The sequence below is a fragment of the Robiginitalea sediminis genome, from assembly GCF_002198115.1.
GTDB classification, from domain to species: domain Bacteria; phylum Bacteroidota; class Bacteroidia; order Flavobacteriales; family Flavobacteriaceae; genus Robiginitalea; species Robiginitalea sediminis.
Map to the genome: position 1 here is coordinate 116,046 of NZ_NGNR01000001.1, position 22,711 is coordinate 138,756.

Sequence of the window (22,711 nt, forward strand, 5' to 3'; positions counted from 1 at the left end):
CATGAACCACCCACATATGCCGGCAGCCGCTTTGGCTGTTGGCCTTGCCTCCGGGATTGGCACGGGGCAGTTACTGGGGTACCCGGAATCGGGTTCCGGATGGGCAGCCCTTTTACTATTGGCGGCCCTGGCCCTGGCCCTGCGCCGCGGGAGGAACCTGCCCTACCCGGCCTTCCTGCTGCTGGCCTGCCTGACTGCCTGGGGCATCGGCTTCCACGCCGGCTGCCTCCACCACCCACCCAACCGGCCAGAGCACTTCAGCCGTTCAGCGAACCAAACCCCCACCCCCTTGCTCCTGGAACTGGACGAAAAACGGAGCCCCGGGTATTACCAACCCTGGACAGCCACCCTTCTCCGAACAGGGGACCGTCCCATAAGGGGTAAAATCCTGTTGGAAATCCCCAGGGAGGTCCTCGCAGAATCCTGGCAGCCCGGGGACCTCCTGCTGGCTGAGGGCTTGCTAGAGCCCTTCCGACCACCCGCAAACCCCCATGCCTTTCCATACAAGAATTTCATGGAAACCCGGGGTATTTGGGGCCGCATAAGGACCCGCCAGGGGCGCTTCCGCCATATCCCTATTCCTAAACCAGGGTACCGGCACAGCCTGGCCCGGTTCCGAAGCCGGATGGCGGGTCTGCTGGAGCATCCCCACCTGTCTTCTGACACCTCCGGCCTGCTTAAAGCCCTCCTGCTGGGGAACCGCTCCGGGCTGGACGCCGATTTGTCCAGGGCCTATCAACAGGCCGGGGTGGCCCACCTGCTGGCCGTTTCCGGACTTCACGTGGGCATCCTTTCCGGGATCCTGGCCCTGTTGCTGCGGCCCATCCGGATCCTCCGGCAGGGCCGGGGTACCCAGGTGGGATTTACGTTATGCTGCCTGTGGGGGTATGCATGGCTCGCGGGATTCAGCCCGTCCATCGTGCGCGCCTCTGTCCTTTTCAGCCTGCTGGCCCTTGCCCTGCTCCTGGGCCGGGGCAGGGAAAGCCTGCACTTCCTGGCCCTGGCTGCGCTGATCCTGCTCGCGCTCATAGACCCCCAATGGCTTTTCCAACCCGGCTTCCAGATGAGTTTTGCCGCAGTGTGGGCCATCCTGCATTTCTATCCTGCCCTGATGCAGACATGGCCCTTTCGGCGCGGCCCTGCCAAGGCTATTGGGGCCTGGACGGCCCTGAGCCTCTCGGCCCAGGTTGGGGTACTGCCCATAAGCCTTTATTATTTCCACCAGTTTCCCACCCTGTTCCTGGTCTCCAACCTACTCCTGGTGCCCTTTGTCGGGTTGGTGGTAACAGGGGGGCTGCTGGTCCTGGGGCTGCGGGCGCTGGGAATAGATCCGCCTTTATTCTTCCAGAGCTATGACATCCTGGCCGGGACCTTCCAGGCCGGGGTATCCCGCCTGGGCAACCTCCCCGGGGGCCTGGTTCGGGACATCCCCTGGGACGCTGCCGAGCTGGCTCTGGGGGTATGTGCCATAGGGTGCCTGGGAGTGTGGATCCGGGCCCGGAAGCCTCTTTTTAGGGTGCTCGCAATTACCGCTTGCCTGGCACTGGGCCTTTATGGTATTGGAGTGGAGTACAGAAGCCTGGGAAAGGCAGAATGGGTGGTGCCCCACCGTACCAAGGCCAGCGGGTTCTGGTATCGTAAGGGCAAGTCCGTAAGCCTGTTTACACAAACCCCGGAACTCTGGAGCGCCTCCTTGCGAGACTACCGCTTGGGGGAGCGCACCGACGCTCCTGTGGCCTTCCCCCTAGGGCAGGCGTACCGGATGGGAGACCTCCGCCTTATCCGTATCGATAGCAGCGGGGGCTACCCTATAGGAACGGATCCGGCAGATATTGTCTTGCTGAGCGGGTCCCCCCGGATACACCTGGAACGCGTCCTGGACGCATTAAAGCCGCAACAGGTCATTGCCGATGGCAGCAACTACAACAGTTACGCGGAGCGTTGGCGGGAAACATGCCGGGATATGGGCATCCCCTTCCACCATACTGCGGCAGACGGGGCGTTTATCCTGGAACCGGAGTAGAACCCGGGTCCTAATCGTCCATTTTCCTTTCGGCTTCCTCTACCCCGTGGGTGAGGCGTTTCAGGGGTTTGATCAGGGCGATGACCAGGAGTCCGAAGACCACACAGAAAATGGTGATCCCGGAGAAGATTGTGAGTTCTCCCAATTCAGATGCCGATTCCCCGATTAATCCGGCCACCTTATTCCCCAGGCCTGTAGCGGCGAAATACACCCCCATCATCAGGGCGCCATAGCGCACAGGTGCGAGCTTGGTGATAAAGGAAAGGGCCACTGGCGAGGCCGAGAGCTCCCCAACCGTATGGAAGAGGTAGGCCAGGGCCAGCCAATAGAGGGCAGATTTTCCGAGGGCTTCGTACTGCATGGAGGCAAAGACCATAAAGACAAACCCGAGGCCCATAATAATGACCCCATTGGCCATTTTAAAGAGGGAGGAGGCTTCCTTGCCCCGGTGTTTCCACCACAGCCAGAAGTTGGCTACGGGAATGGCCAGGATCAGGATGTAAAAAGGGTTGAAGAATTGCAGGGCCGCAGCCGGGACTTCATACCCGAAGACCATCCGGTCGGTGCGGTTTTCCGCATAGAGGTTCATCAGGCCGCCCGCCTGTTCGAAGGCGCCCCAGAATACGATCACGATGATGAAGGAAAGCAGCAGCACCAGGTAGCGGTCCTTTTCCTGTTGGTTGTCCAGGTCGCCGTAAATGGTAATCATCATCCCCACAACAACAGAGAGGAAGATGAAAAAGAGAATATAGGCCCATTGCTGATCCTGAATAAACAGGAACGCCACCAGGGAGGAAACCACCGCCAGGGCCAGGGTAACGGTAAGCGGGGTTTTCCGGCTGAACTGCTGGGAAAAGATCTCCCCGATGGAGACATTCCCGGATGCCGCCGTGGCCCTTTCGGGCTTGTTGCCCACTTCCACCAGGTATTTCTGCCCGCTCATATAGACCACCTGGCCCAGCACCATCCCGATAGCGGCCAGCCCAAAGCCGGCATGCCACCCGTAGATATCGGCCACATAGGCCACCGAAAGAGCTGCCAGGGCAGCACCCACGTTAATCCCGATATAGAAAATGGAGAACCCCTTGTCGCGTCTTTCGTCCCCCTGCCGGTAGAGGCTGCCTACCAGGGTGGAGATGTTGGGTTTGAGCATCCCTACCCCGGAAACAATCAGGGCAAGGCCGGTATAAAAGGCCCACATCTGTTCCACCGAAAGGATGCCGTGCCCGGCTACCAGCAGGAAGCCCCCAATCATCACAGCCCGCTTCTGCCCAACTATCTTGTCGGCAATAATCCCCCCGGGAATGGAGGCAACATAGACCAGCATGGTGTACCAGCCGTACAGAGACAGGGCTTCGGCATTAAGCCACCCCAGCCCCGGGTTGTCCCCAAGGGTCTCGGCCGTAAGGTAAAGCACCAGGATGCCGCGCATCCCATAGTAGGAGAAGCGCTCCCACATTTCGGTAAAGAAGAGGATATACAGGCCAACGGGGTGTCCGAAGAGCTTTCGTTTGTGCGCGGGTTTGTTTACAGCATCCATTTGTATGAAGTTTGGTTATAGGTTATCCAGAACGAAATTGGTCATCCGGGTATAGAGGTGGAGGCGGGTATTGCCCCCGTATATGCCGTGGTTCTTATCCGGGTAGATGGCCCACTCGAAGGGCTTGTTGGCTTGTACCAGCGCCTCCACCATCCGCATGGTGTTCTGCACGTGTACGTTGTCGTCTGCAGAGCCGTGTACCAGCAGGTAGTTCCCCTGCAGGCGGTCTGCGAAGAACAAGGGGGAGTTTTCATCGTATCCGCCCGGGTTCTCCTGGGGGGTATGCATATAGCGCTCGGTGTAGATGGTGTCGTAGAACCGCCAGCTGGTGACCGGCGCCACCGCGATGGCCATTTCAAAAACGTCGTTGCCTTTCAGGATACAATTGGTAGACATAAAGCCTCCGTAACTCCACCCCCAGATGCCCGTACGGGCTTCGTCGATATAGGGAAGGGCGCTGAGCTTCCGGGCGGCTTCAATCTGGTCTTCCACCTCGTACTTGCCCAGTTCCAGCTGGGTCACTTTCTTGAAATCCCTGCCCTTGAGGCCTGTTCCCCGGCCGTCCACGCAGGCCACGATGTATCCCTTGGAGGCCAGCAGATGGTGCCAGTAGTCGTTGCTGCCGTTCCAGCGGTTGGCCACCTGCTGGGAACCCGGGCCGCTGTACTGGAACATCAACAGGGGGTATTGCCGGTTCGGGTCGAAGTCGACAGGTTTAATCATGTACATGTTCAGCGCATGCCCGTTTACTTCCAGGGTGCTGAATTCCTTGGGCGAGAGGGCATACCCGGCCAGTTTTTCCAACAGGGCGTTGTTGTTTCGGAGTTCCCGGACCAGGGCACCGTCAGATGCCTTGTGAAGCGTATACCGCGGCGGAGTCTGGGCGCTGCTGTAGGAGTCGATAAAATAAGAGTAATCCGCACTAAAGGACGCCCCATGGGTGCCTATGTCCTGGGTTAGCTGGCGCTTCCCCTTCCCGTTGGTCCCTACACTGTATACATCCCGCACGGTGGAGCCGCGTTCGGAGGATTGGTAGTAGATGCGCTTGCGTTTGGCATCGAAGCCGTAGTAGGCGGTCACTTCCCAGGGACCGCTGGTAAGCTGGCGCTCCAGGGCGCCGTCTGCCCCGTGGAGGTAAATATGGTTATAGCCGTCCTTTTCGCTGGTCCAGATAAAACGGTCCGAGGGCAGGAAGGTCAGGTTGTCTGTCACATCCACATAAGCGGCGTCGGTTTCTTCCAGCAGGACAGATGCTTGCAGGCTGGCGGCATCTACCTTGTGCAGCAACAGGCGGTTCTGGTGGCGGTTCAGGGTCTGGACACTCAGGTGGTCCGGGTGTTGCATCCACTGGATCCTGGGGATGTAATAGGCTTCTCCCAGGTCTACCGTATTTGTAGTGCCCGAATCGAGGTTGTAGATGTGGAGGGAAACCACGGCATTGGCCTCCCCGGCTTTCGGGTATTTGAACACATGGGGCTGCGGATAGAGCCCATCGCCATAGACATCCATGGAGAACACCGGTACCTCCCGTTCATCGAACCGGAGAAAGGCAATCCTGTTACCGGCGGTATTCCAGTCGAAGGCGCGCACAAAGGCAAATTCCTCTTCGTACACCCAGTCGGTGACCCCATTGATAATGGCATTGGGGGCCCCGTCTGTGGTTACCTGTACCACATTGCCGCTGCTGAGCTCGCGGATATAGAGGTTATTCTCCAGGACATAGGCCACCCTGCTCCCGTCCGGGGAAAGGGTGGGTTCCTGGATTTTGGCATCGGCTATCCGGATTACCTCCCCGGTGGCCATATCGTATACATAGTAGATGCCCAGGCGGGACCTGCGGTATACCGCTTCCACATCGGTAGCCAGGATGACCATGGATTCGTCGGCGCTAAAGGCATAGGACGTGAAATAGGGGATGCCGCGGCCGGTATCGGTCTGCACCAGGGTCCCCACGCGCAGCTGGGTTTGGTAGTCGTATTTGACAATGGCGCTGCTGCGGGTGGCCCGGTCCACTTCCAGAACCGTATAGTGCTGTCCGTCATTCATGGAGCGGAGCACCTGCAGGCCTTCCGTCTGGAAAGCCCCGCCCCAGATCTCTTCGAGGGTAATCGTTTTCTGGGCACTTGCCGTTATAAAACACAACAGGAGCAGCACCAATGGGAAACGCATCTTCATAAAGGGTAAAAAAGGTTATAAACCCTCAAGTTTAGCAATATTTTACCAGAATCCGTAACCCTTGGGGCATTTTGTGCCCCGGCCCGCGGGATGTTTTCCCGGATATTCCCGAAGGTTTCGATTCCGTATCTTTGAGGCCAGAAATACATCCCCGATGGCCCAACCCGTAGAAGGATTCTCCAAGCGCTCCAAGGATGAAAAAATCCGCTGGCTCGCCGAAAACTACACCGACTATCCCGAAGAAACCCAGCGCCTGCTGAAGCAGTACTGGAATTCCGATGCCCAGCTCCAGCAGCTGCACGACGAGTTCATCGAAAACACCATCAGCAACTTCTACCTCCCCCTGGGGGTGGCGCCCAACTTCCTGATCAACGGGAAGCTATACGCTATCCCAATGGCCATTGAAGAGAGTTCCGTAGTTGCGGCGGCGAGTAAGGCCGCCAAATACTGGGGCTGCCGGGGTGGGTTCCACGCGGAGATCCTCGGGACGGAGAAAATCGGGCAGGTCCACTTTCAGTACCACGGGCCGAAAAAAGGCCTGCAATCCTTCATCGAGGCCATTACGCCCCAACTCCTGCAAGACGCCGAACCCATAACCCGCAATATGGAAAAACGGGGCGGGGGTGTTACCGGCATCGAGCTGCGGGACCGCACCGATGGGCTCGATGGGTACTACCAACTGCATTGCCGCTTTGAAACGCGCGATGCCATGGGTGCCAACTTCATCAATTCCTGCCTGGAGCAGTTTGCCACCACCCTGCTGCGGGAAGCCGGGAACCATCCGGACCTGGGTGGGGAAGCACAGCCGATAGAGGTACTTATGAGTATCCTCTCCAACTATACCCCCGGCTGCCTGGTACGTGCCGAGGTACGCTGCCGGGTGGAGGAACTGGAAGCAGAATCCGGCATGGAAGGCGCGGAAATCGCCTCCCGGCTGGTACGGGCGGTACAGGTAGCCGATTGCGAACCTTATCGTGCCGTGACCCACAACAAAGGGATTATGAACGGTATAGACGCCGTGGTCATTGCCACGGGGAATGACTTCCGGGCCGTGGAAGCCGGGGTACATGCCTATGCTGCCCGTTCCGGCAGCTACAGGAGCCTGACCGGGGCCGAATGTACCGATGGCATGTTCCGGTTCTGGATTGAACTGCCACTGGCCCTGGGCACCGTGGGGGGGCTCACCCAACTCCACCCTTTGGTAAAGCTGGGGCTGAACATCCTGGGGAACCCGGGGGCCCCGGAGCTGATGCAGATCGTGGCCGTAGCCGGCCTGGCGCAGAACTTTGCGGCCGTCAGGTCCCTGGTAACCACAGGCATCCAACGCGGGCATATGAAAATGCACCTGCTCAATATCCTGAATCAATTGGGGGCTACCGAAGCGGAGAAAACCGCCGTGGTAGACTACTTTAGAACCCATACGGTAAGCCACAGTGAGGTAGTGGCCCGCTTAAATGCCCTGCGGCAGATGCCATGAAAGAGCGGTTCTACAGCCATGGCAAACTCCTGATTTCCGGCGAATACGCCGTGCTGGACGGGGCCAGGGGCCTGGCCGTACCCACCAGACGGGGGCAGTGGCTGGACGTGACCCCGGGAGAAGGCCCGGGGCTGCACTGGGTGAGCCGGGATGCAGACGGCAGCCCCTGGCTGGAGGCCTGGTTTGAACCGGAGGGACTCGTCCCAAACCTCACAAAAGGCCCCTTCCCCAAGGATCCGAAAGCCGGGTTGGTGCGCATCCTCCAGGCCACTATTGCCCTGAACCCCGGGTTTGCCGCCTTGTGCCAGGGTAAGACCGTGGAAACACAATTGGAATTCCCGAGGCCCTGGGGCCTGGGCTCCTCCTCTACCCTGCTGGCCAACCTAAGCCGGTGGGCCGGGGTAGATCCCTACGCCCTGCTTGAGGCGACCATGGGCGGGAGCGGATACGACCTGGCCTGCGCTACCGCCGCCGGGCCGGTATATTTTACACGGGTCGCAAGCGAAGCGCCTCTGGTAACCCCAGCACCCTTTAACCCCCCGTTTAAACAGGAATTGCTGCTGGTGTACCGGAATGTAAAACAGGATAGCCGCGAAGGTATCCGCAGGTACCGGGAAGCCGGCGGCCTTGGGCCAAAGGCCCTTCAGGAAATTACGGGTTTGGCAGAAACCCTTGCCACAGCCCAGGACCTCGGGAGCTTCCGCAATGCCATGGATGCGCACGAGGCCCTTATTTCCAATGTACTGGGGATGCCTCCGGTACAAGAATCCCACTTCCCGGACTTCGACGGGAGTGTAAAAAGCCTGGGCGCCTGGGGTGGCGATTTTATCCTGGCTGCCGGGGGCACCGAGGCCACGGCCTACTTTTCAGGGAAAGGATTTACGACCCTCTTTCCCTTTTCCGACCTGGTTCTGATATAAAAAAAATCCGCAGTTGCCTGCGGATTTTTATTCTTCCAGGGGGTTAAACCCGGATTAATCTTTAGTAATACGCTGCACGCTCATCCTCGATGGTCGCCTTGGCCTTCAGGGCTTCGTAAACCGCGGTCCCAACACGGGGGGACAGGCTTCGGGTAAGCGTATTGGCGTAAGGGGCATAGTTGTCCATGGCCGGGGCGGCCTGCCGGGCAGTCACCTCCAGTTTGAAAATACCAGTCTCCCCTTCGATAAGCCCGGAAACGGCGCCCTCCTCAAGGGAAATGGCAGTCCCTACCACCAGGGGCTCGCGGCCGGCTCCTGCAATGGTGGGGGTTTTGGCATTAAGGGCGGAGGCACTGGAGATCGCCACGTTGTTGGCCTGGGCAATATCCTCCATAGATTTCCCCTGGTTGGCTGCTATCAGCTGGGCGGCCTTTCGCTCGCGGCGCAGACGGGGGATAATCTGTACGGAAGCGTCTTCCACGCTCATGAGCCCTTCGCGGTATTTGGCGGTAAGCTGTACTACGGCATAGCCGCCTGTCAGGTCGAAACGGCGCACATTTCCTACTTCGGTGTCCGGGCTGAAAGCCCAGTTTACCACACGGCGTTGGGCTCCCAAGCCGGGGAGGTTTTCGTCCATGGCGTTGAGGCGGTTTACCGGCCTTACCGAATAATTCATTTCCTCAGCCTTGGTACCATAGGTGTCGGTGGCCTCACTCACAGCCATCTCGAAAGTGGTGGCTTCCGTAAAGGTAGCGTTGATGGTTTCTTCGGAGGGTTCAATAAGGCGGGCCATGGTGGCTACGCGAACAATATCCTCCTTGTCGTCTACCTTAACGATATGGTATCCGAATTCGGTTTCCACCAGGCCGATGGTACCGATGGGGTTCTGGAAGGCAAAATCGTTGAACTTGGGAGTCATGACCCCTTCCTGGAAAAACCCGAGGTCTCCCCCGCTGGGTGCAGAAGGGCCATCGGAATTCTCCCGGGCCAGCTGGGCAAAATCGGCCCCGCTTTTGCGGGCCTCGGCCAGGAGTTCCTGGGCGCGGGCCTCAGCCTCTTCCTGGGTCCGGGTAATGGCAGGGTTGGCGCGCATGGCCCCCTGGTAGGCCACCAGAATGTGGCTGGCCTTTACCGATCCGTTTTCCTTCCGGTCCATCATCCGGGAGACCTTGAAGTACTGCCCGTCCCGATACGGACCGTATAGATCGCCTACTTCCAGGGCCATCAGGCTGTCTGCAACCACGGAAGGGAAATCCTTCCGGGCTTTCATGACGGTGTCGTATTTGATGTCGGAATTCCGGTCCAGGAACGCCACCATATCGGTGGTATTGCGGAAGCCGTACACGGTGACCGTGGAGTCCAGTTCATCCCGGTATTCCTCGCGGTCTTCCAGCAGGTTTACCAGGGATTCGCGAAGGGCCGCTTCATCGGCCTCGGAGGCCTTTTCCTCGAAGTAGACATAGCGGATATCCCGCATCGCCTCCTGTTGGAATTCATCTTCATGCGCCTTCATATAGGCCTCGATATCGGATTTTCCTATGGTAAAGGAGCTGTCCGGGACGCTGGTGTAGGGCACACGTACGTAGCGGATATCCACCTTGTCGTTGGCCAGGCGGTAATCCAGTTCCCCTTCCTTGAGGGTGGCTCCTATCCCAGCTCGGATCAGGTCAAAATAGGTTTGTTCCATTGCCGCACGGATCAGGGCCTGCTCGCTCTGCAGCCACAGCCGGTACTGCTCGGGCTGGTTTACGCGGAGTTCCGTGATAAAGTTGCGGAAGAGGTCTTCGTCGAAGATCCCGTTGGCATCCTGGAACTGCGGGTTTTGTGTAAAGTTGGGGTTGTTGCGGATCAGTTCCATGATCTGGTCCTGCTGGATGTCGATGCCCAGGGCACCAAACTGCTGGCCCAACAGGGTGTTGCGAACCGTTTGCTCCCAAACGGAATTCACAATCTGGGTGGAAGTGGCCTGCCCGCCGAAACGGCCTTCGGCAGCTTCCATTTCCTCCCGAAACTGGTCTATGCTAATGGATTCTCCGTTGATCTCCCCTATGGCACTTCCCACCTTGCCGAGGCTCATGCCCCCGTTACCGGTAAAAATGCCGGAAATCACAAAAGCGAACAGGGCCATCCCGATAATCAGGATCAGCACGGTGGTACGCTTGCGAATCTTCTCTAAAATTGCCATGTGCGGTCTTCTTTAAATCAGTGGGCGAAAATACCATTTTCTCCCCAATAATAAAAGGGAAATACGGGTTGGAAAACTAATCGGATTCGAGGATTTCCAGGGACACCAGGTCGATCTTGGTACTGGACACCTCCAGGACGCGGAAAAGGAAGCGCCCGATCCGGATTTCCGCCTCTTTGGTGGGTATATCTCCCGTCTCATTCAGGATCATCCCGCCCAGGGTGCCGTACTCGTCGCTTTCCGGGAGGTTCAGACGGTACTGCTCGTTGAGGTAGTCTACCTCCAGGCGGGCCGAAAACACAAACCGGTTCTCGTCTACCTGCTCCTCGTGGTGTTCCACACTGTCGTGTTCATCCTCGATTTCGCCGAAGAGCTCTTCAATAATGTCCTCCACGGTGAGGATCCCGGAAGTCCCGCCGTACTCGTCCAGGACCACGGCGATACTCTTGCGTTTTTTGGTGAGGGCGTTCAGGATATTCTGGATGAGCATGGTTTCCGGGACGAACTCCACGGGCAGAAGGATGCTTTTAACCGTTTTGGGCTTTTTAAACAACTCGTAGGAGTGGACGTACCCGATAATATTATCTATGTTTTCCTTATAGACCAGGATTTTGGAATACCCGGTCTCGGTAAACAGCTTGGTGAGGTTTTTCGGGGTTTCGTGAAGCTCAACGGCCATGATCTCTGTCCGGGGGACCATCACTTCCCGGGCCTTTACCTCGGAAAATTCCAGGGCATTCTGGAAAATCTGGATCTCGGAATCTACCTGGTCTTCCCGTTCCACGGTTTCCATCTGCTCGGTGATGTAATCGCCCAGTTCTATCTTGGTAAACGTGAGCTGCACCGTATCCCCATCCGTTTTAAAAAAAACCTTGAGGATGCGGTCCGAAATCCACATGACCCCCTCGGAAATCAGCCAGAACACCTGATAAAACAGATAGGCCGGTACGGCCAGGGCCTTGAGCAGGGTATTGGCGTAGATCTGGAAAAGCACCTTGGGCAGGAATTCCGCGGTAACCAGGATCACCAGGGTCGATATCACCGTTTGGGAGAGCAGGCTAAAGTCCGTAAGGAGGGACTCCACCACCGGGTAGGGCGACGGGAGCATGCCCTGGAACCACTGCATGAGCCACTCCCCCATATAATAGGCGTAAATGACCAGGGCAATGTTGTTGCCCAGCAGCATAGTGGTGATAAACTTGGACGGTTTGGCCGTAAGGCGCCCCAGGACCCCTGCCAGAAAGCCCTCCTGCTTCTTCTCGATCTCGATGTGGATCCGGTTGGCCGAGATAAAGGCGATCTCCATGCCCGAGAAAAAGGCACTGCAGAGCAGGGAGACCAGGATGATGATCAGGGTCATGGCCGCCAGGTTCCCTAAGGTTTATCGGACTTCTGTCGTTGCTCGAACTTCTTCCGGTAATTCCGGCGGAACAGGAACATCCCCAGGGATACCACCGCAAAGAATATAAACAGGTAGCTGCGGTTGCGGTCCGGCCCCCAAAGCTGGCTTACCTCATAGATGGATATAAGCCCAATGGCCAGATAAATATACTCGGTGTATTTCAGGATCTTGATCATAGGTTTATTCTTCTCGTACCTGTAATTCGCCCCCGGTGCGGTGGGCATTAAAATAGGTAAATTCCCGGTTAAAATCCATCCCGATACCATTGAGCACAGAACCCTCTTCCGGGTTGGTCAGGGTAAACCGGGATTCGGTAAAAATCCATTCGCTGCCGCGGTCCCAGTACAACTGTTCGGCCTGGAGCCGCTTCCCGTCGAAGGTCTCCATCACCACATTGCCCCTGAGGTCCACCACATTGGTTTGGTCGTAAATGATAGCCGAGTCTGCCGTTATGGTACTCATGCGGCCCTCCTCGTCGTAGTGCTCTACGGTCAGGCCCTCGGGAAAGGTGCGGTACTTAAACCGGAGGTTGGTATAGTCTTCGCTTACCGGGCTGCGAAGCACCGCCATTTTCCTGGTGTGGCTGCTGTCCTGGGTATTGAGGGCTTTGGGGCTCTCGGTATAGTTCAGGGTAAAATTCCGCGCAACCCCCTGGGGGTATACCGGATCTGCCTTTTCCTCCCCGACCCTCTGGTACTGGTCCTCACAGCCCAAAAAGGACATTGCCATGGCGCAGGCCATGGCAATGCAATAAATTTTTCTGGTCTTTCCGGGCCTCATGGCTACAGGGTAGGCACCGTAACGCTACCGCCAATCCAGCATGGGAAAGAAAGGGATTTGCCCGACATTCCGGACTGGAAGATATCTGTCTTGGAAGGCGCCTTGGCACTGTAGCTGGCGGCAGCCTGGCTGGCACGAGAGCTCAGGGACGGGTCTACCCGTGCGGCCTGGCGGGCCATTTCAGCAGCCTTCCAGTACACGGCACGCTTTTCGAAAGGCGTGCTGCCACATTCGTTGGCGCTGGATGCGTACAGGGTGGCGATCAGCAAATACGCCTTCCCGTTGGAACCGTATGCGCTAATGGCCTTCTGGGCATAGCTCCGGGCCTGAACCTTGCTGAATTTACGTGCAATGGTAGCAGCCTTATAGAGAATGTCCGATTTCTTGCGGGCATCGGTCTCCAGTTCTGCAGCCTTGTCGAAGTCTGCGATGGCACCTTTATTGTCCCCATCCTTGGCCTTAAGGGTACCGCCATAGAGGTAAGCACTGGCAGAAGGCTCCAGGGCCAGCTGGGCTTCGAAAAGTTTGCGGAAGAGCGGGTCGTCTGTACATTCCTTGGAGAACATACGCCCTACGGCGCGCTTCACCCAGGTAACGTCTCCCTTCTTCTCCTCGAAGCTCTTCTGGTAGAGCGGGATCAGGTTCTCGCAGTCTGCCAGGGCACCGAGTTTGGAATCGATACTTCCGGAAATCTTTCCGTAATTCTCAGAGTAGCTGTTATAGGACTTCAGGCGGAGTTTTTCCTTGGAGGTAAGCGTTCCGGCCTCTTCCTTGGGCAGGAGTTGTTCAATCTGCTTAAGGTATTTGCTGTTTTCCTCCTCGATCTTTTCGGTAACGTCGTCATAGACATCGAATACCTCCTGCAGGTCCTTTTTGCCGGCTCCGTGAAGGTCTACCAGGCTGGAGAAATACAGGTAAAGGGCCTTGGGGTTATCGAAATTGTCCCGGTCCTCCTTAAAGGCTGTGGAGAGCATGCTGTAGAGCTGGTCGTCCGTGGCCATTTTATTGTCGTACAGAAGGGAAGCTTTATCACTGGCTACTCCCGCCTTGGTGTAGTTCTTCGGGAAATACTCCATACTCTTGTCGTAGAGGGACAGCAGGTCTTTAATATACCCTTCCTTCTCTGCGCCGGTGGAGTTGTCGATCTTGTGGTTCAGGATACGCTCCCCATAGGAAAAGTTGGCCTTGTTGACCCCGGGACAGTTGTCATACACCATCTTCCAGGGCTCGTAAGCCGCTTCGTAGTTCTTCACCTTTACGTGCTCTGCGTAAATGGAAAGGTTGGTCATGCATTCCGGATTCTGAGCCTGACCGAACACCGATCCGAGGACCCCAAAAAACGCAAGCAGCATAGAGTAAAAATCCTTTTTCATCGTATTCATTTCTTTTGAGGGGGGTTAAAATACAATTTTTTTATCAATTTATAGTCCTCTTCAAGAACCACTTAGAGTTGAAGGATATCCCTAAACTCAGTTTAAAATAGCTTTCGCGCACCAGGTTGTTCATCGTGGTGCCGCGCCTTCCCAATTCGAACCCCACGTTAACGTTAGAGAAGGTACTGGTACCGGTAACATCGCGTCCCAGCGGTAAACCCATTCCAAATGTTATGCCATAATTCGAAAGGGGCTTGTCATTTACGACGAAACCCGTATTATCCAGACGAACGCCCGCCCGGTAGGTCACCCGGCTGAAATAGGAATCCAGGGAGGTGTAATCCGGGACGTAAAACCCGCCCAGGGCATAACTGCTGGCATCCTCATACTCGGAACCCTCAATCTCAAGGAAGCGGTTCTGGAAATCGGAAAACTTCTGCATGCTGTATTCGGCACCTACAAACCAGTGTTTGTCCTCCCCGTACCCGAGGCCTACGGTATAGGTAGTTGGGATTCTGATCTCTGTGAAACGCAGCAGGTCGCGGTCCAGGTTAACGTCTATCGATTCGATATCCCGACCGGTCAGGGGCACAAAACTGGCGATGCGCTGCTGGTTTTCGGAAGTCAGGTTGCCCTGGGTATGCACCCGCAAGGAGGTAAATAAGGTATGCTTGTCGGTAACCTTCGGGGTATAGATAAGCCCGTAGTTAAAATCGAATCCACGCACATCGGAGATGCGCTCGTCCAGGGTCCCGAAGGCCACGCCCTCGGTAACCTGGCTGCGGGCATATTCCAGGCGGCCAAAGTAGTGGTTTACCGTAGCTCCCAGGTAAAGCTGCGGCATGAGGCGGAAGCCAAAGGTGAGGAACACCTGGTTTACCCCGCCTTCACCTGTATATAAGGTATTCACCGGAACCCCGGTGTCGTTGACCGTTTGGTTCTCGATGTCGAAGCCCACCGAACTGAAGGGTTTTAACCCGAAGGTGAGGCCGGCGCGCTGCATTTTTATCGGAAAGGCCAGGGCCAGGTAGTCGATATTGGTAACCGAGGTGTTTTGCTGGTCCGAAAAGGTCTCCACGCGCAACTCGCTGTGGGAGCCCCCCACGCCAAAAGCGGTAACCCCGAGCATCCCGAGGGCTGCGGGGTTATTAAGGTGCAGGTGGATGCTATCCCCATACATGCCCAGACCCCCCATCATCTGGTTTTCGACCGTGCGCACAGACCGCATATCCCCAATGCCAAAGGCAGAATAGGGGGAAACAGTGGCGTCCTGGGCGTACGTTGAGCAAAATGCAAAAATGAGGATTGCGAAGACGAGACGTCTGACCATCTAGTTTTTGTTGTATTCCAGCAGCTGATTTAAGCCCTCAAGGAGAAAATTAGGAAGGGCAAATATGGTATTTTTTAGTCGCTTAGACAAAAATTGCGCATCCCCGCCTGTTAAAATCACTGTTAAAGTAGGATAGCGGGATTTATACCGGTCTATCATGCCGTCTATTTCGGAGCAAAGCCCGAATACCACCCCGATGTGGATACTGCTTTCGGTGGCATTGCCAATCAGGTCCGGCGGGTCTGCCGGCTCCAGTAGTGGCAGGCGTGCGGTAAACGCATTCAGGGAGGTATAGCGCATGCGCAGGCCCGGGGAAATGGCGCCACCCCGGTATTCGCCGAAGTCATTTAGAAAATCATAGGTGATACAGGTACCCGCATCGATCACCAGGGTATTGGTATTCGGGTACCTGAAGAATGCCGCACTGGCCAGGGCCATCCGGTCTGCCCCCAGGGTCTGGGTAGTGGCATACGTATTCCGGTACGGGGTGCGCATGGAAGGGGATACCACCACCACAGGACAGAACACCCGAATCAGGTCGGTCATGGTCTTGTCCGGCGAACCCACTGAGGCCAGGATGGCATGCCCGATGCCGGGATACTTATCGAAGGTTTGGGTAAGGGCCCATTTGAACGTCCCCACTTCGCACCGCTCCACGTGCTCCAGGCGCGTGCCCCGGAAGACGCCGAGTTTCACCTGCGTATTGCCTGCATCCACAACTAAATTCATACTGTAAATATCGCCCATTTCGGGCAGACCCACCCCTTTTTTCAGGATTTTGTTGGTTCTTGATAAATAAGAAATTATATTTGCACCCGCCTGTTCGGAAAGCGCTGGTTGCGGGCCAAACCCCCAACTCCCGAACAGCCTGACATCCTGGTACCTTAGCGCTCCCGATAGCCATCGGGAGGTAGAGCAACGGACTGAACCCCGATAGCTATCGGGGCTTGTGTCCCTGGTTCATAAAACACGTTAAGACAGGTCGTTCATTTAGTATTCTGGTACCTTAGCTCAGTTGGTAGAGCAACGGACTGAAAATCCGTGTGTCCCTGGTTCGATTCCTGGAGGTACCACAAGAACCCCCCGAAACTTTAATGTTCTCGGGGGGTTTTCTTTTTGGTTGACAATCTGGTTGACAAACTTGATTTCGTATTCACTTATAAAATCCTTAAAAATTGATTCTAACTGACTAATTTTAAATCCAATAATTTCAACCTCAAAATTAGATTTCAAATAGTGAGTAATGTTTATAATTTGTATTGTGATGAAAGTTGTCATTTGGAAAATGACGGCATTAACGTAATGGTGTTAGGCGCTTTATGGTGCCCCGATGAAAAGCGAAAGGAAATCTTTGAGAGAATTCGAGAAATAAAGGCAGACCATGGATTTGGGAATGACTTTGAAATAAAATGGAATAAAGTCTCTAGAAGTTATGTTGACCTTTATTTGGATTTAGTCAACTATTTCTTTGATGACGATGACATGCATTTTAGGGCATTAGTCATACCGGACAAATCAGCTCTTGACCATAAAAAATTTGATCAAGATCATGACACCTTCTATTATAAAATGTATTTCGACCTAATCAAGGTAATTCTTAACCCTGAATACGCTTTCAATATATATATAGACATAAAAGATACTCGAAGCCAGGATAAAGTAAATAAGCTCCTAGAAGTCCTGAGAAACAATCATTATGACTTCAATAAGAAGATAATAAGGAAAGTTCAGCAAGTCCATAGCCATGAGGTTGGCACTTTACAAATAGCTGATTTACTTACCGGTGCAATTTCATATTTACACCGTGGCCTAAGTGGAAATAAAGGAAAGGAAGTCCTTATTGAAAGAATAAAAAGACGTTCTGGATACGCTTTAAACCATTCAACTTTATACAAGGAGAATAAATTCAACTTGTTTGTTTGGCAACCAAGAATTATTGAATGATGAGCGAGCTTGGATTACCAGAATTAATTTATCTCAACGACTATTCAGGTAATTACGAGGCCTATATAGCTGCCGTATATGAGGTGTTTAGAAGGGACTTCGTCGTAAATCGTCCTTTATTTCAAGGTGTAAGACTTAGGTTAAAATGTCATCCATACTTTCAAGATAGGGAATATACATTCTATCATATTACCCACGAAGGGGATCAAGAGGATCAAAGAATTCCAGATTTACGCAGATGCGAAAGAATTGGCTATGCTAGAGTACTTATTGAAAATGCAGACCATCCAAGTCTAAAGGTTTGGAGACAAGTAAGGAATGGCAAAAATAGAATTGCCATTTATCATGAAGAAGAAAGTTACCTAGTAATTTTGGACGATCGTAGTGAATATATTTTACTATGGACTGCTTTCTATGTCCGACATAATAGCTTCCATAAGAAATTGATGAAAGAATATGAGGAGTATATTAAAAACCAAAACCGCCCAGGGTAATACTGAACGGCTTCTTAACTCCTCTAACGCTTACAACCTAAAGGTATGGTCATTGAGTTGAAGCAAAATTAAGTATTTTTTTTTGGTTTTTTGCAAAAAAATCGTTAATAAGCATGATTTCAGTCATTTAGCGATTAATTTCCGAAAAATTGTATTCACACGATCCTCACCGCAAAATAACAGAAGGCGTTATTGCAAAAGGCTATCAAGGCGTAACCCGATGAGATACTTTGCAGGGATAGCACAGTAGGCAGTTAGTCCCGTGCTATTGCCCAAGGCATCGAACCGGAGTTCTACAAAAAAAGAATCAAGCGCATAGATTAATGGCCCTGCTTTCTCCGGGCATGGGTCCAGAACTAGCCGTCCGGCGTTCTGTAGATACTCTGTTTGCTCTGAATCGTTGAGGTCGAGAAAAGTTTCAAGTTTCATAAAGTCAAAGGTATTCCCGGTCGCTGCAAAATTCTTGCAGTTCATACAATCTCAGGATAACTATAAAAGCGTTTTTAACGCCAACACAGTATTGAGATTTATTTGTGGATTCCCGTAACTGGTATTCAAAACATCTTAATACTTTTTGCTCCCTTTGAAAGTGAAATATCCTTGAGGCTAATCATACGAATCTAAATTTCAACCTATCATGAAAAATCAATTTCTATTATTTTCTCTTTTTGCCCTTTTCCTCAACCAAATAGTCCTCTCACAAAGACTTGCCGTTACGATAGACGGGGACACTTTGGAAATATTTGAAAATGGCACATGGAAGAATCTCAATTCTTCTGCTTCAGTAATAGTGCCGATTGAAACAACAGTAATGGCCACAGTAGAAGTTGATGACTTTAGCGGCAAAAAAAGCGCGTCAACCGAAACATGGAATAGCTTTGCCAGGGGGCCTTTAACTTCCCTTAGCGGCAGTGCTTATATGACTGAAACTGGAATAATCTCTTTTCCTTTTATTGTTTCTGGAGACTTAGGGTGTTTGGTAAAATGGCAAAGCACAATGCAGATCAAACTTTCAAATGACGCTGTTGTTACGCTAACCTATATTTCGGACACAGACTGTGGGGATGTAGTTTTAGGATCATGGGTAGCCTTAGAGCCGACGGATGCCGAAAACCCAAATTTCGAATCAATTATTTCAGAAAACAATGAGCTTTTGAAGACATACGATTGGGTTAAAATTCGAGTTACTGGTTCTGATGTTTATGCAGACCTTGAACCTCGTAACTCAAATAGGTCAATGCCTAACCCTGAACAGTTCTTTAGACAACACATTATTGCTTTAGAAGGAACCAAATAGTCTGGCAAATCAGACATTAATTAATCCCCCAATCATGGCAGGACTAAGAAAAACACCACTTGAAGAATTTGTAATCGAGCACCGGCATTGGGAGGACTCGGCCTGATTCTCTAAAATCAAGTACACCTAAAAAATGGTTAATAAATGTCGATGGAAGAAAAAGATCAATTAATGGAAATAACAAGAATGAAAGCGCTTTTGGATCGTCAATCTCAATTGGACGAAATTGCAAAACAAAAGATTCAGGACTTATTGAAGAACTATCTTATTCTTGAAAATATTGAGGGGAATTTTGAGGACTTCCAATCAAAGCAAAAACAAATGGAAAAAGACGGCATAAGAATGGCCGTTGAACTTTGGGAGAATGCCAAAAGCATTCATAAGGAACATCAAATAGGCGGACTCCCCATGGTAGCACATCCACTTACCCAGTATCCTCAATTAATTGAAGGTGTTCTTACTTTGATCTTTTGTAACATTACTGCCTACTGGAATAACTTAAAGTATTATAACATTCGTAATAAAACGATGCATTCCGGATTCTTAAGGGAGCAGAAAAATATTATGCTTTCGAATATTAAGACTGCTAAATCTTTTTTGAAAACAGAAGAACAAGAGCTTATACCGATTAGATTGGAATACATAAATCCATTCAACGAATTCAAAACTTTAGAAAAGACAATATCGGACAGGATAAAGGAAATAGAAAATCGTCTTTCACCTGAAACACCTAAAGGCTGTCTGGCCTCAATATTCTTCCTTTATTGAAAGAAAATCTAGAACATTTCACAAATAAAACTTTGGCCCGTTTTTTTCCATTCCATATTTCTGTGTGGGACCAAATTCTAAGTATGTAATGCCGCTTTTTTCAAGATGAGGAATTATCGGTTTTAGAAACTTGTTGCACTTATCATCATCAAAAACAATGTATTTGACAATCCGTTCCCATTCATGCTTTGTATAATCGTTGCCTGATTCGAAGTTGCCGGCAATTCGAACCATATTCTCATCAAACCCGACATATTCAGGCAGAATAGTAAACTCAGGCTCGATGCTGGTTTCTATCTCTTCTAAAATCTTAAGCTCTTGTTTCTTGTCCATTTTGCCCATAATAATATTCAATACGCAACCTAATATCCTGGAGGTGTAAGTGTCCCTAAAAACAGCTACGGTTAAAAATAGAATATTAACTGTAGATTTAGAGACATGAAAAGAAGTCGATTTTCGGAGACCCAGGTGGTCAGGATTTTAAAGCAACACGAGGCTGGCGTTTCGGTAACGGAGCTTTGCAAGGAGCACGGCATCAGTGCGGCCACGTTTTACAACTGGAAGGGCAAATACGGAGGGATGGATGCCTCACAGCTAAAAAAGCTTAAAGAAATGGAAGCTGAACTCTCCCGCTACAAGCAAATGTATGCCGAGCTGGCCCATCAGAATTACGCCCTGAAAGATCTCATTGAAAAAAAGCTCTAGGGCCAGCCGAGAAGCGATCTGCAGCGGATTATCTGGTAAGCGAACACCGATTAAGCTTGCGCGTGGCCTGTATGGTACTGGTCTTAAGCAGTTCGGTGTATTATTACCGGCCCAAAAGCCGGGATGATCAGGCAATCATCCAGGCACTGGATCGGCTGGCTCAAGAGCACCCCACATACGGTTTTGGAAAGATGTTCCGGATGCTTTGCGCTGAAGGGCATCCCTGGAACCACAAACGGGTGTATCGGGTCTACAAGCAGATGCGGCTTAACGTACGCCGTAAACGCAAACGCAGGGTGCCCCAGCGCGTGAAAGAACCCCTCACATTGCCGATCACCAGGAACATTACCTGGAGTATTGACTTTATGCAGGACTCTTTAAGCTATGGCAAGACCTTCCGGGTGCTCAATGTTCTCGATGATTTCAACCGGGAAGCCCTTTGGAACGTGATTGACGTATCGATTGGCTCTCAGCGTTTGGTTCGGGAACTGGATAGACTGGTGGCCTTACGGGGAGTTCCTGAAGCTATCCGGGTGGATAATGGTCCGGAGTTTACTTCGGCCAACTTCCAGATTTGGTGCCAACAAAAGGGCATTGAGATTAAATACATCCAACCCGGAAAGCCGGTGCAGAACAGTTTGATTGAACGTTTCAATAGAAGCTATCGACAGGAAGTATTAAACGCTTATCTTTTTGAATCCCTCTCACAGGTAAGGGTTCTATCCGAAGAATGGATGGAGCATTACAATGGGAAAAGACCCCATGAATCCCTGGGGAATCTTACCCCAAAGGCATTCTTAAAAAAGCATGCGAAGAAAAGAGAAGAAAATAACCTAATTTATATACCCTGAACTGTAGCTAAATAAGGGGTACTTACAATAAGACATAAATCTCGGATCAAACACAAATCGCTTTATATACCACTGTGACAAAAATTGTAGATAATTTGCCTACAATAGGCATTATCAATTTGGTTATATTAAATCTTTTATATGTTAATCTATTTGCACAGGTATACTTCCGCCAAAACTAATCCACTTTCCACCTACCTCGGAAATGTTTACATGTAATTCGTCTTTAGTTTCTATTCCAACTAAATTGACGTCAATCTCATCAAATGAATTGAGTCTAACGGTTATAGAACCATCTTCATTTATTGGCACTAGTCCGTAACTACTACTTGGAATTGTATTCAAATTACTGGACGGTTCGTTGGCATAGGCCTTAGGTATCAAATCAATATTCTTTAGTGTCAATATTGACAAGTTGATTGCTATAACAGTTAATACGATTTTTGTAAATGTGTCTACCTTCATGAAAATTAGATTTTAATTGTAACTCAATATATTTACCGGCATTCTATGGAAAGATTTATTAGTTCAATAGAAAACTTTTCAAACAACTTAATCCAAACATCTTAACATTCCCGTTAGGGTCACCTTATAAGGGGGAGGCAAAGTAAGAAAACCGATCTTAAGTTAAAGCAAATTAATCCGAAGGCTTCCCTGTTTTTCGGACAGTTTAAAAAGCAACTACTTTGAGAGCATCAAGAAAAGTAAATTGGCGAAAACCCAGATTGTTGCCATGCTTCACCAATATATTAATCAACACCTATTCCTCCTTCATGTTTGATATTATAAAAGCCTACGCTCAATGAAATCTTACATTACGGATATAATTCCCAAAATATCTTCCTACTCCAAAAAACTGGACGATCTAAGTCTCCTTAAAAATCAGAATTGGGTTTTGATAAATCAAATTCAAAAAAGCAAAACTGTTTATATATTTCGCGACAACTCGCAATTATTAATTATCGAAAATGGAATTGTTAGTAATGCCGGCTGGGAATACATTAACAGTAATTCCTTGATTATAGAAAGAAATAGCAAACCTATGTTATTTAAACATGGGTTTTTAGACCCAAATGTTCTTCTACTTAGTATTGATGGTTCCGACAATGAATACATCTATTTCATAAATGAAAGCAGAGCAAATCGAAATTTAAATAGTGTTAATGATGTAAATAATTATCTACGCAGAACCTATTTGACAAACAAACCCAGTAGTACGAATAATCCATCCAGACCTTATCTAAAGACATTTTATTGCCTAAATCCAAAAACTCAAAAAGAGTATGGCCCATACTCCGCTCCTGAAATTGTTAAGAAATTAAAAAACGGAAGGCTACAAAGCGGCTATTTAGTGCGTGAGTCAAGTATTGAAGGTTATCAACACGCGCCGAGAATCATGGATCTTCTTGAAAAATGATTCCATAATGCTAGAATCTAAAAAAGTGTC

Annotated in this window: 21 protein-coding genes and 1 tRNA gene; 10 read left to right on the forward strand and 12 right to left on the reverse strand. The window is 51.3% G+C overall.

Features of this window, described 5'->3' with window-relative positions:
• Position 1: 1 nt before the first annotated feature.
• The gene (locus CA832_RS00530) at positions 2 to 2,023 is read left to right on the forward strand and encodes a ComEC/Rec2 family competence protein (RefSeq protein ID WP_088339609.1); all 2,022 of its coding nucleotides are present in this window, start codon (positions 2 to 4) and stop codon (positions 2,021 to 2,023) included.
• A 10-nt stretch (positions 2,024 to 2,033) separates the two neighbouring features.
• Here CA832_RS00530 and CA832_RS00535 read toward each other — a convergent pair whose 3' ends face one another.
• Both CA832_RS00535 and CA832_RS00540 read right to left on the reverse strand, forming a co-directional pair.
• The gene (locus tag CA832_RS00535; protein WP_088339610.1) at positions 2,034 to 3,563 is read right to left on the reverse strand and encodes a peptide MFS transporter; all 1,530 of its coding nucleotides are present in this window, start codon (positions 3,561 to 3,563) and stop codon (positions 2,034 to 2,036) included.
• A 15-nt stretch (positions 3,564 to 3,578) separates the two neighbouring features.
• Entirely contained in the window at positions 3,579 to 5,738 is a 2,160-nt protein-coding gene (locus CA832_RS00540) for a S9 family peptidase (protein WP_088339611.1), read from the reverse strand.
• Positions 5,739 to 5,892: 154 nt separating this feature from the next.
• Between CA832_RS00540 and CA832_RS00545 the strand changes: the two genes are divergently transcribed.
• Positions 5,893 to 7,215 (forward strand): hydroxymethylglutaryl-CoA reductase, degradative, encoded by a 1,323-nt coding sequence (locus CA832_RS00545; protein WP_088339612.1) that lies wholly within the window; start codon positions 5,893 to 5,895, stop codon positions 7,213 to 7,215.
• Positions 7,212 to 8,135: a GYDIA family GHMP kinase gene (locus CA832_RS00550; protein ID WP_088339613.1), complete on the forward strand. Its 924-nt coding sequence runs from the start codon at positions 7,212 to 7,214 to the stop codon at positions 8,133 to 8,135. Before CA832_RS00545 ends, CA832_RS00550 begins: the two co-directional genes overlap by 4 nt.
• A gap of 61 nt (positions 8,136 to 8,196) precedes the next feature.
• On the opposite strand, the gene CA832_RS00555 is transcribed toward CA832_RS00550, so the two are convergent.
• The 7 genes from CA832_RS00555 to CA832_RS00585 all read right to left on the reverse strand — a co-directional run bounded on the left by CA832_RS00555 (position 8,197) and on the right by CA832_RS00585 (position 15,934).
• Complete coding sequence (locus tag CA832_RS00555; protein ID WP_088339614.1) at positions 8,197 to 10,320, reverse strand: peptidylprolyl isomerase; 2,124 nt, start codon at positions 10,318 to 10,320, stop codon at positions 8,197 to 8,199.
• A gap of 76 nt (positions 10,321 to 10,396) precedes the next feature.
• Positions 10,397 to 11,680, reverse strand: coding sequence for a hemolysin family protein (locus CA832_RS00560; RefSeq protein WP_088339615.1), 1,284 nt, complete (start codon positions 11,678 to 11,680; stop codon positions 10,397 to 10,399).
• Between the two features lie 14 nt (positions 11,681 to 11,694).
• Positions 11,695 to 11,898: a hypothetical protein gene (locus CA832_RS00565; RefSeq protein WP_088339616.1), complete on the reverse strand. Its 204-nt coding sequence runs from the start codon at positions 11,896 to 11,898 to the stop codon at positions 11,695 to 11,697.
• Between the two features lie 4 nt (positions 11,899 to 11,902).
• Positions 11,903 to 12,502 (reverse strand): LPS export ABC transporter periplasmic protein LptC, encoded by a 600-nt coding sequence (gene lptC, locus CA832_RS00570; protein WP_088339617.1) that lies wholly within the window; start codon positions 12,500 to 12,502, stop codon positions 11,903 to 11,905.
• 2 nt (positions 12,503 to 12,504) lie between these two features.
• A complete protein-coding gene (locus tag CA832_RS00575) occupies positions 12,505 to 13,875 on the reverse strand; it encodes a tetratricopeptide repeat protein (RefSeq protein ID WP_088339618.1) in 1,371 nt (456 codons plus the stop codon).
• Positions 13,876 to 13,918: 43 nt separating this feature from the next.
• On the reverse strand, positions 13,919 to 15,205 hold the full coding sequence (locus tag CA832_RS00580) for a porin family protein (RefSeq protein ID WP_088339619.1): 1,287 nt from the start codon (positions 15,203 to 15,205) through the stop codon (positions 13,919 to 13,921).
• Positions 15,206 to 15,934, reverse strand: coding sequence for a type III pantothenate kinase (locus CA832_RS00585; RefSeq protein WP_088340709.1), 729 nt, complete (start codon positions 15,932 to 15,934; stop codon positions 15,206 to 15,208).
• 271 nt (positions 15,935 to 16,205) lie between these two features.
• On the opposite strand from CA832_RS00585, the gene CA832_RS00590 reads away from it, so the two are divergent.
• From CA832_RS00590 to CA832_RS00600, 3 genes are all read left to right on the forward strand, one after another.
• A tRNA-Phe gene (locus CA832_RS00590) sits at positions 16,206 to 16,278 on the forward strand.
• 163 nt (positions 16,279 to 16,441) lie between these two features.
• Positions 16,442 to 17,149 (forward strand): DUF3800 domain-containing protein, encoded by a 708-nt coding sequence (locus CA832_RS00595; protein ID WP_088339620.1) that lies wholly within the window; start codon positions 16,442 to 16,444, stop codon positions 17,147 to 17,149.
• Positions 17,146 to 17,643, forward strand: coding sequence for a hypothetical protein (locus CA832_RS00600; protein WP_088339621.1), 498 nt, complete (start codon positions 17,146 to 17,148; stop codon positions 17,641 to 17,643). The genes CA832_RS00595 and CA832_RS00600 overlap by 4 nt, the downstream gene beginning before the upstream one ends.
• 189 nt (positions 17,644 to 17,832) lie before the next feature.
• Here the strand turns inward: CA832_RS00600 and CA832_RS00605 are convergent, their stop codons facing one another.
• Positions 17,833 to 18,117, reverse strand: coding sequence for a hypothetical protein (locus tag CA832_RS00605; RefSeq protein WP_088339622.1), 285 nt, complete (start codon positions 18,115 to 18,117; stop codon positions 17,833 to 17,835).
• A gap of 163 nt (positions 18,118 to 18,280) precedes the next feature.
• Here CA832_RS00605 and CA832_RS00610 point away from each other — a divergent pair, with 163 nt between their 5' ends.
• On the forward strand, positions 18,281 to 18,940 hold the full coding sequence (locus CA832_RS00610; RefSeq protein WP_088339623.1) for a hypothetical protein: 660 nt from the start codon (positions 18,281 to 18,283) through the stop codon (positions 18,938 to 18,940).
• Between the two features lie 144 nt (positions 18,941 to 19,084).
• On the forward strand, positions 19,085 to 19,708 hold the full coding sequence (locus CA832_RS00615) for a hypothetical protein (RefSeq protein WP_088339624.1): 624 nt from the start codon (positions 19,085 to 19,087) through the stop codon (positions 19,706 to 19,708).
• Between the two features lie 18 nt (positions 19,709 to 19,726).
• On the opposite strand, the gene CA832_RS00620 is transcribed toward CA832_RS00615, so the two are convergent.
• Complete coding sequence (locus CA832_RS00620) at positions 19,727 to 20,041, reverse strand: hypothetical protein (protein ID WP_143542316.1); 315 nt, start codon at positions 20,039 to 20,041, stop codon at positions 19,727 to 19,729.
• Between the two features lie 105 nt (positions 20,042 to 20,146).
• On the opposite strand from CA832_RS00620, the gene CA832_RS00625 reads away from it, so the two are divergent.
• A protein-coding gene (locus CA832_RS00625; RefSeq protein WP_088339626.1) for an IS3 family transposase occupies positions 20,147 to 21,264 on the forward strand; the annotation gives its coding sequence in 2 pieces (ribosomal slippage) (positions 20,147 to 20,399 and positions 20,399 to 21,264; 1,119 coding nt in all).
• Between the two features lie 144 nt (positions 21,265 to 21,408).
• Here CA832_RS00625 and CA832_RS00630 read toward each other — a convergent pair.
• Positions 21,409 to 21,729 carry a hypothetical protein gene (locus CA832_RS00630; protein WP_088339627.1) on the reverse strand — a complete coding sequence of 107 codons (321 nt, stop codon included), beginning with the start codon at positions 21,727 to 21,729 and terminating at the stop codon, positions 21,409 to 21,411.
• Positions 21,730 to 22,066: 337 nt separating this feature from the next.
• On the opposite strand from CA832_RS00630, the gene CA832_RS00635 reads away from it, so the two are divergent.
• Complete coding sequence (locus tag CA832_RS00635) at positions 22,067 to 22,681, forward strand: hypothetical protein (protein ID WP_088339628.1); 615 nt, start codon at positions 22,067 to 22,069, stop codon at positions 22,679 to 22,681.
• Positions 22,682 to 22,711: the final 30 nt, after the last annotated feature.

Coding starts and splice junctions, on each gene's coding strand:
- CA832_RS00530 (WP_088339609.1), top strand. CDS start 2: ATGAACCACCCACATATGCCGGCAGCCGCTTTGGCTGTTGGCCTTGCC.
- CA832_RS00610 (WP_088339623.1), top strand. CDS start 18,281: ATGAAAAATCAATTTCTATTATTTTCTCTTTTTGCCCTTTTCCTCAAC.
- CA832_RS00605 (WP_088339622.1), bottom strand. CDS start 18,117: ATGAACTGCAAGAATTTTGCAGCGACCGGGAATACCTTTGACTTTATG.
- CA832_RS00555 (WP_088339614.1), bottom strand. CDS start 10,320: ATGGCAATTTTAGAGAAGATTCGCAAGCGTACCACCGTGCTGATCCTG.
- CA832_RS00580 (WP_088339619.1), bottom strand. CDS start 15,205: ATGGTCAGACGTCTCGTCTTCGCAATCCTCATTTTTGCATTTTGCTCA.
- CA832_RS00630 (WP_088339627.1), bottom strand. CDS start 21,729: ATGAAGGTAGACACATTTACAAAAATCGTATTAACTGTTATAGCAATC.
- CA832_RS00560 (WP_088339615.1), bottom strand. CDS start 11,680: ATGACCCTGATCATCATCCTGGTCTCCCTGCTCTGCAGTGCCTTTTTC.
- CA832_RS00540 (WP_088339611.1), bottom strand. CDS start 5,738: ATGAAGATGCGTTTCCCATTGGTGCTGCTCCTGTTGTGTTTTATAACG.
- CA832_RS00600 (WP_088339621.1), top strand. CDS start 17,146: ATGATGAGCGAGCTTGGATTACCAGAATTAATTTATCTCAACGACTAT.
- CA832_RS00565 (WP_088339616.1), bottom strand. CDS start 11,898: ATGATCAAGATCCTGAAATACACCGAGTATATTTATCTGGCCATTGGG.
- CA832_RS00620 (WP_143542316.1), bottom strand. CDS start 20,041: ATGGACAAGAAACAAGAGCTTAAGATTTTAGAAGAGATAGAAACCAGC.
- lptC (WP_088339617.1), bottom strand. CDS start 12,502: ATGAGGCCCGGAAAGACCAGAAAAATTTATTGCATTGCCATGGCCTGC.
- CA832_RS00535 (WP_088339610.1), bottom strand. CDS start 3,563: ATGGATGCTGTAAACAAACCCGCGCACAAACGAAAGCTCTTCGGACAC.
- CA832_RS00615 (WP_088339624.1), top strand. CDS start 19,085: ATGTCGATGGAAGAAAAAGATCAATTAATGGAAATAACAAGAATGAAA.
- CA832_RS00550 (WP_088339613.1), top strand. CDS start 7,212: ATGAAAGAGCGGTTCTACAGCCATGGCAAACTCCTGATTTCCGGCGAA.
- CA832_RS00635 (WP_088339628.1), top strand. CDS start 22,067: ATGAAATCTTACATTACGGATATAATTCCCAAAATATCTTCCTACTCC.
- CA832_RS00545 (WP_088339612.1), top strand. CDS start 5,893: ATGGCCCAACCCGTAGAAGGATTCTCCAAGCGCTCCAAGGATGAAAAA.
- CA832_RS00585 (WP_088340709.1), bottom strand. CDS start 15,934: ATGAATTTAGTTGTGGATGCAGGCAATACGCAGGTGAAACTCGGCGTC.
- CA832_RS00575 (WP_088339618.1), bottom strand. CDS start 13,875: ATGAAAAAGGATTTTTACTCTATGCTGCTTGCGTTTTTTGGGGTCCTC.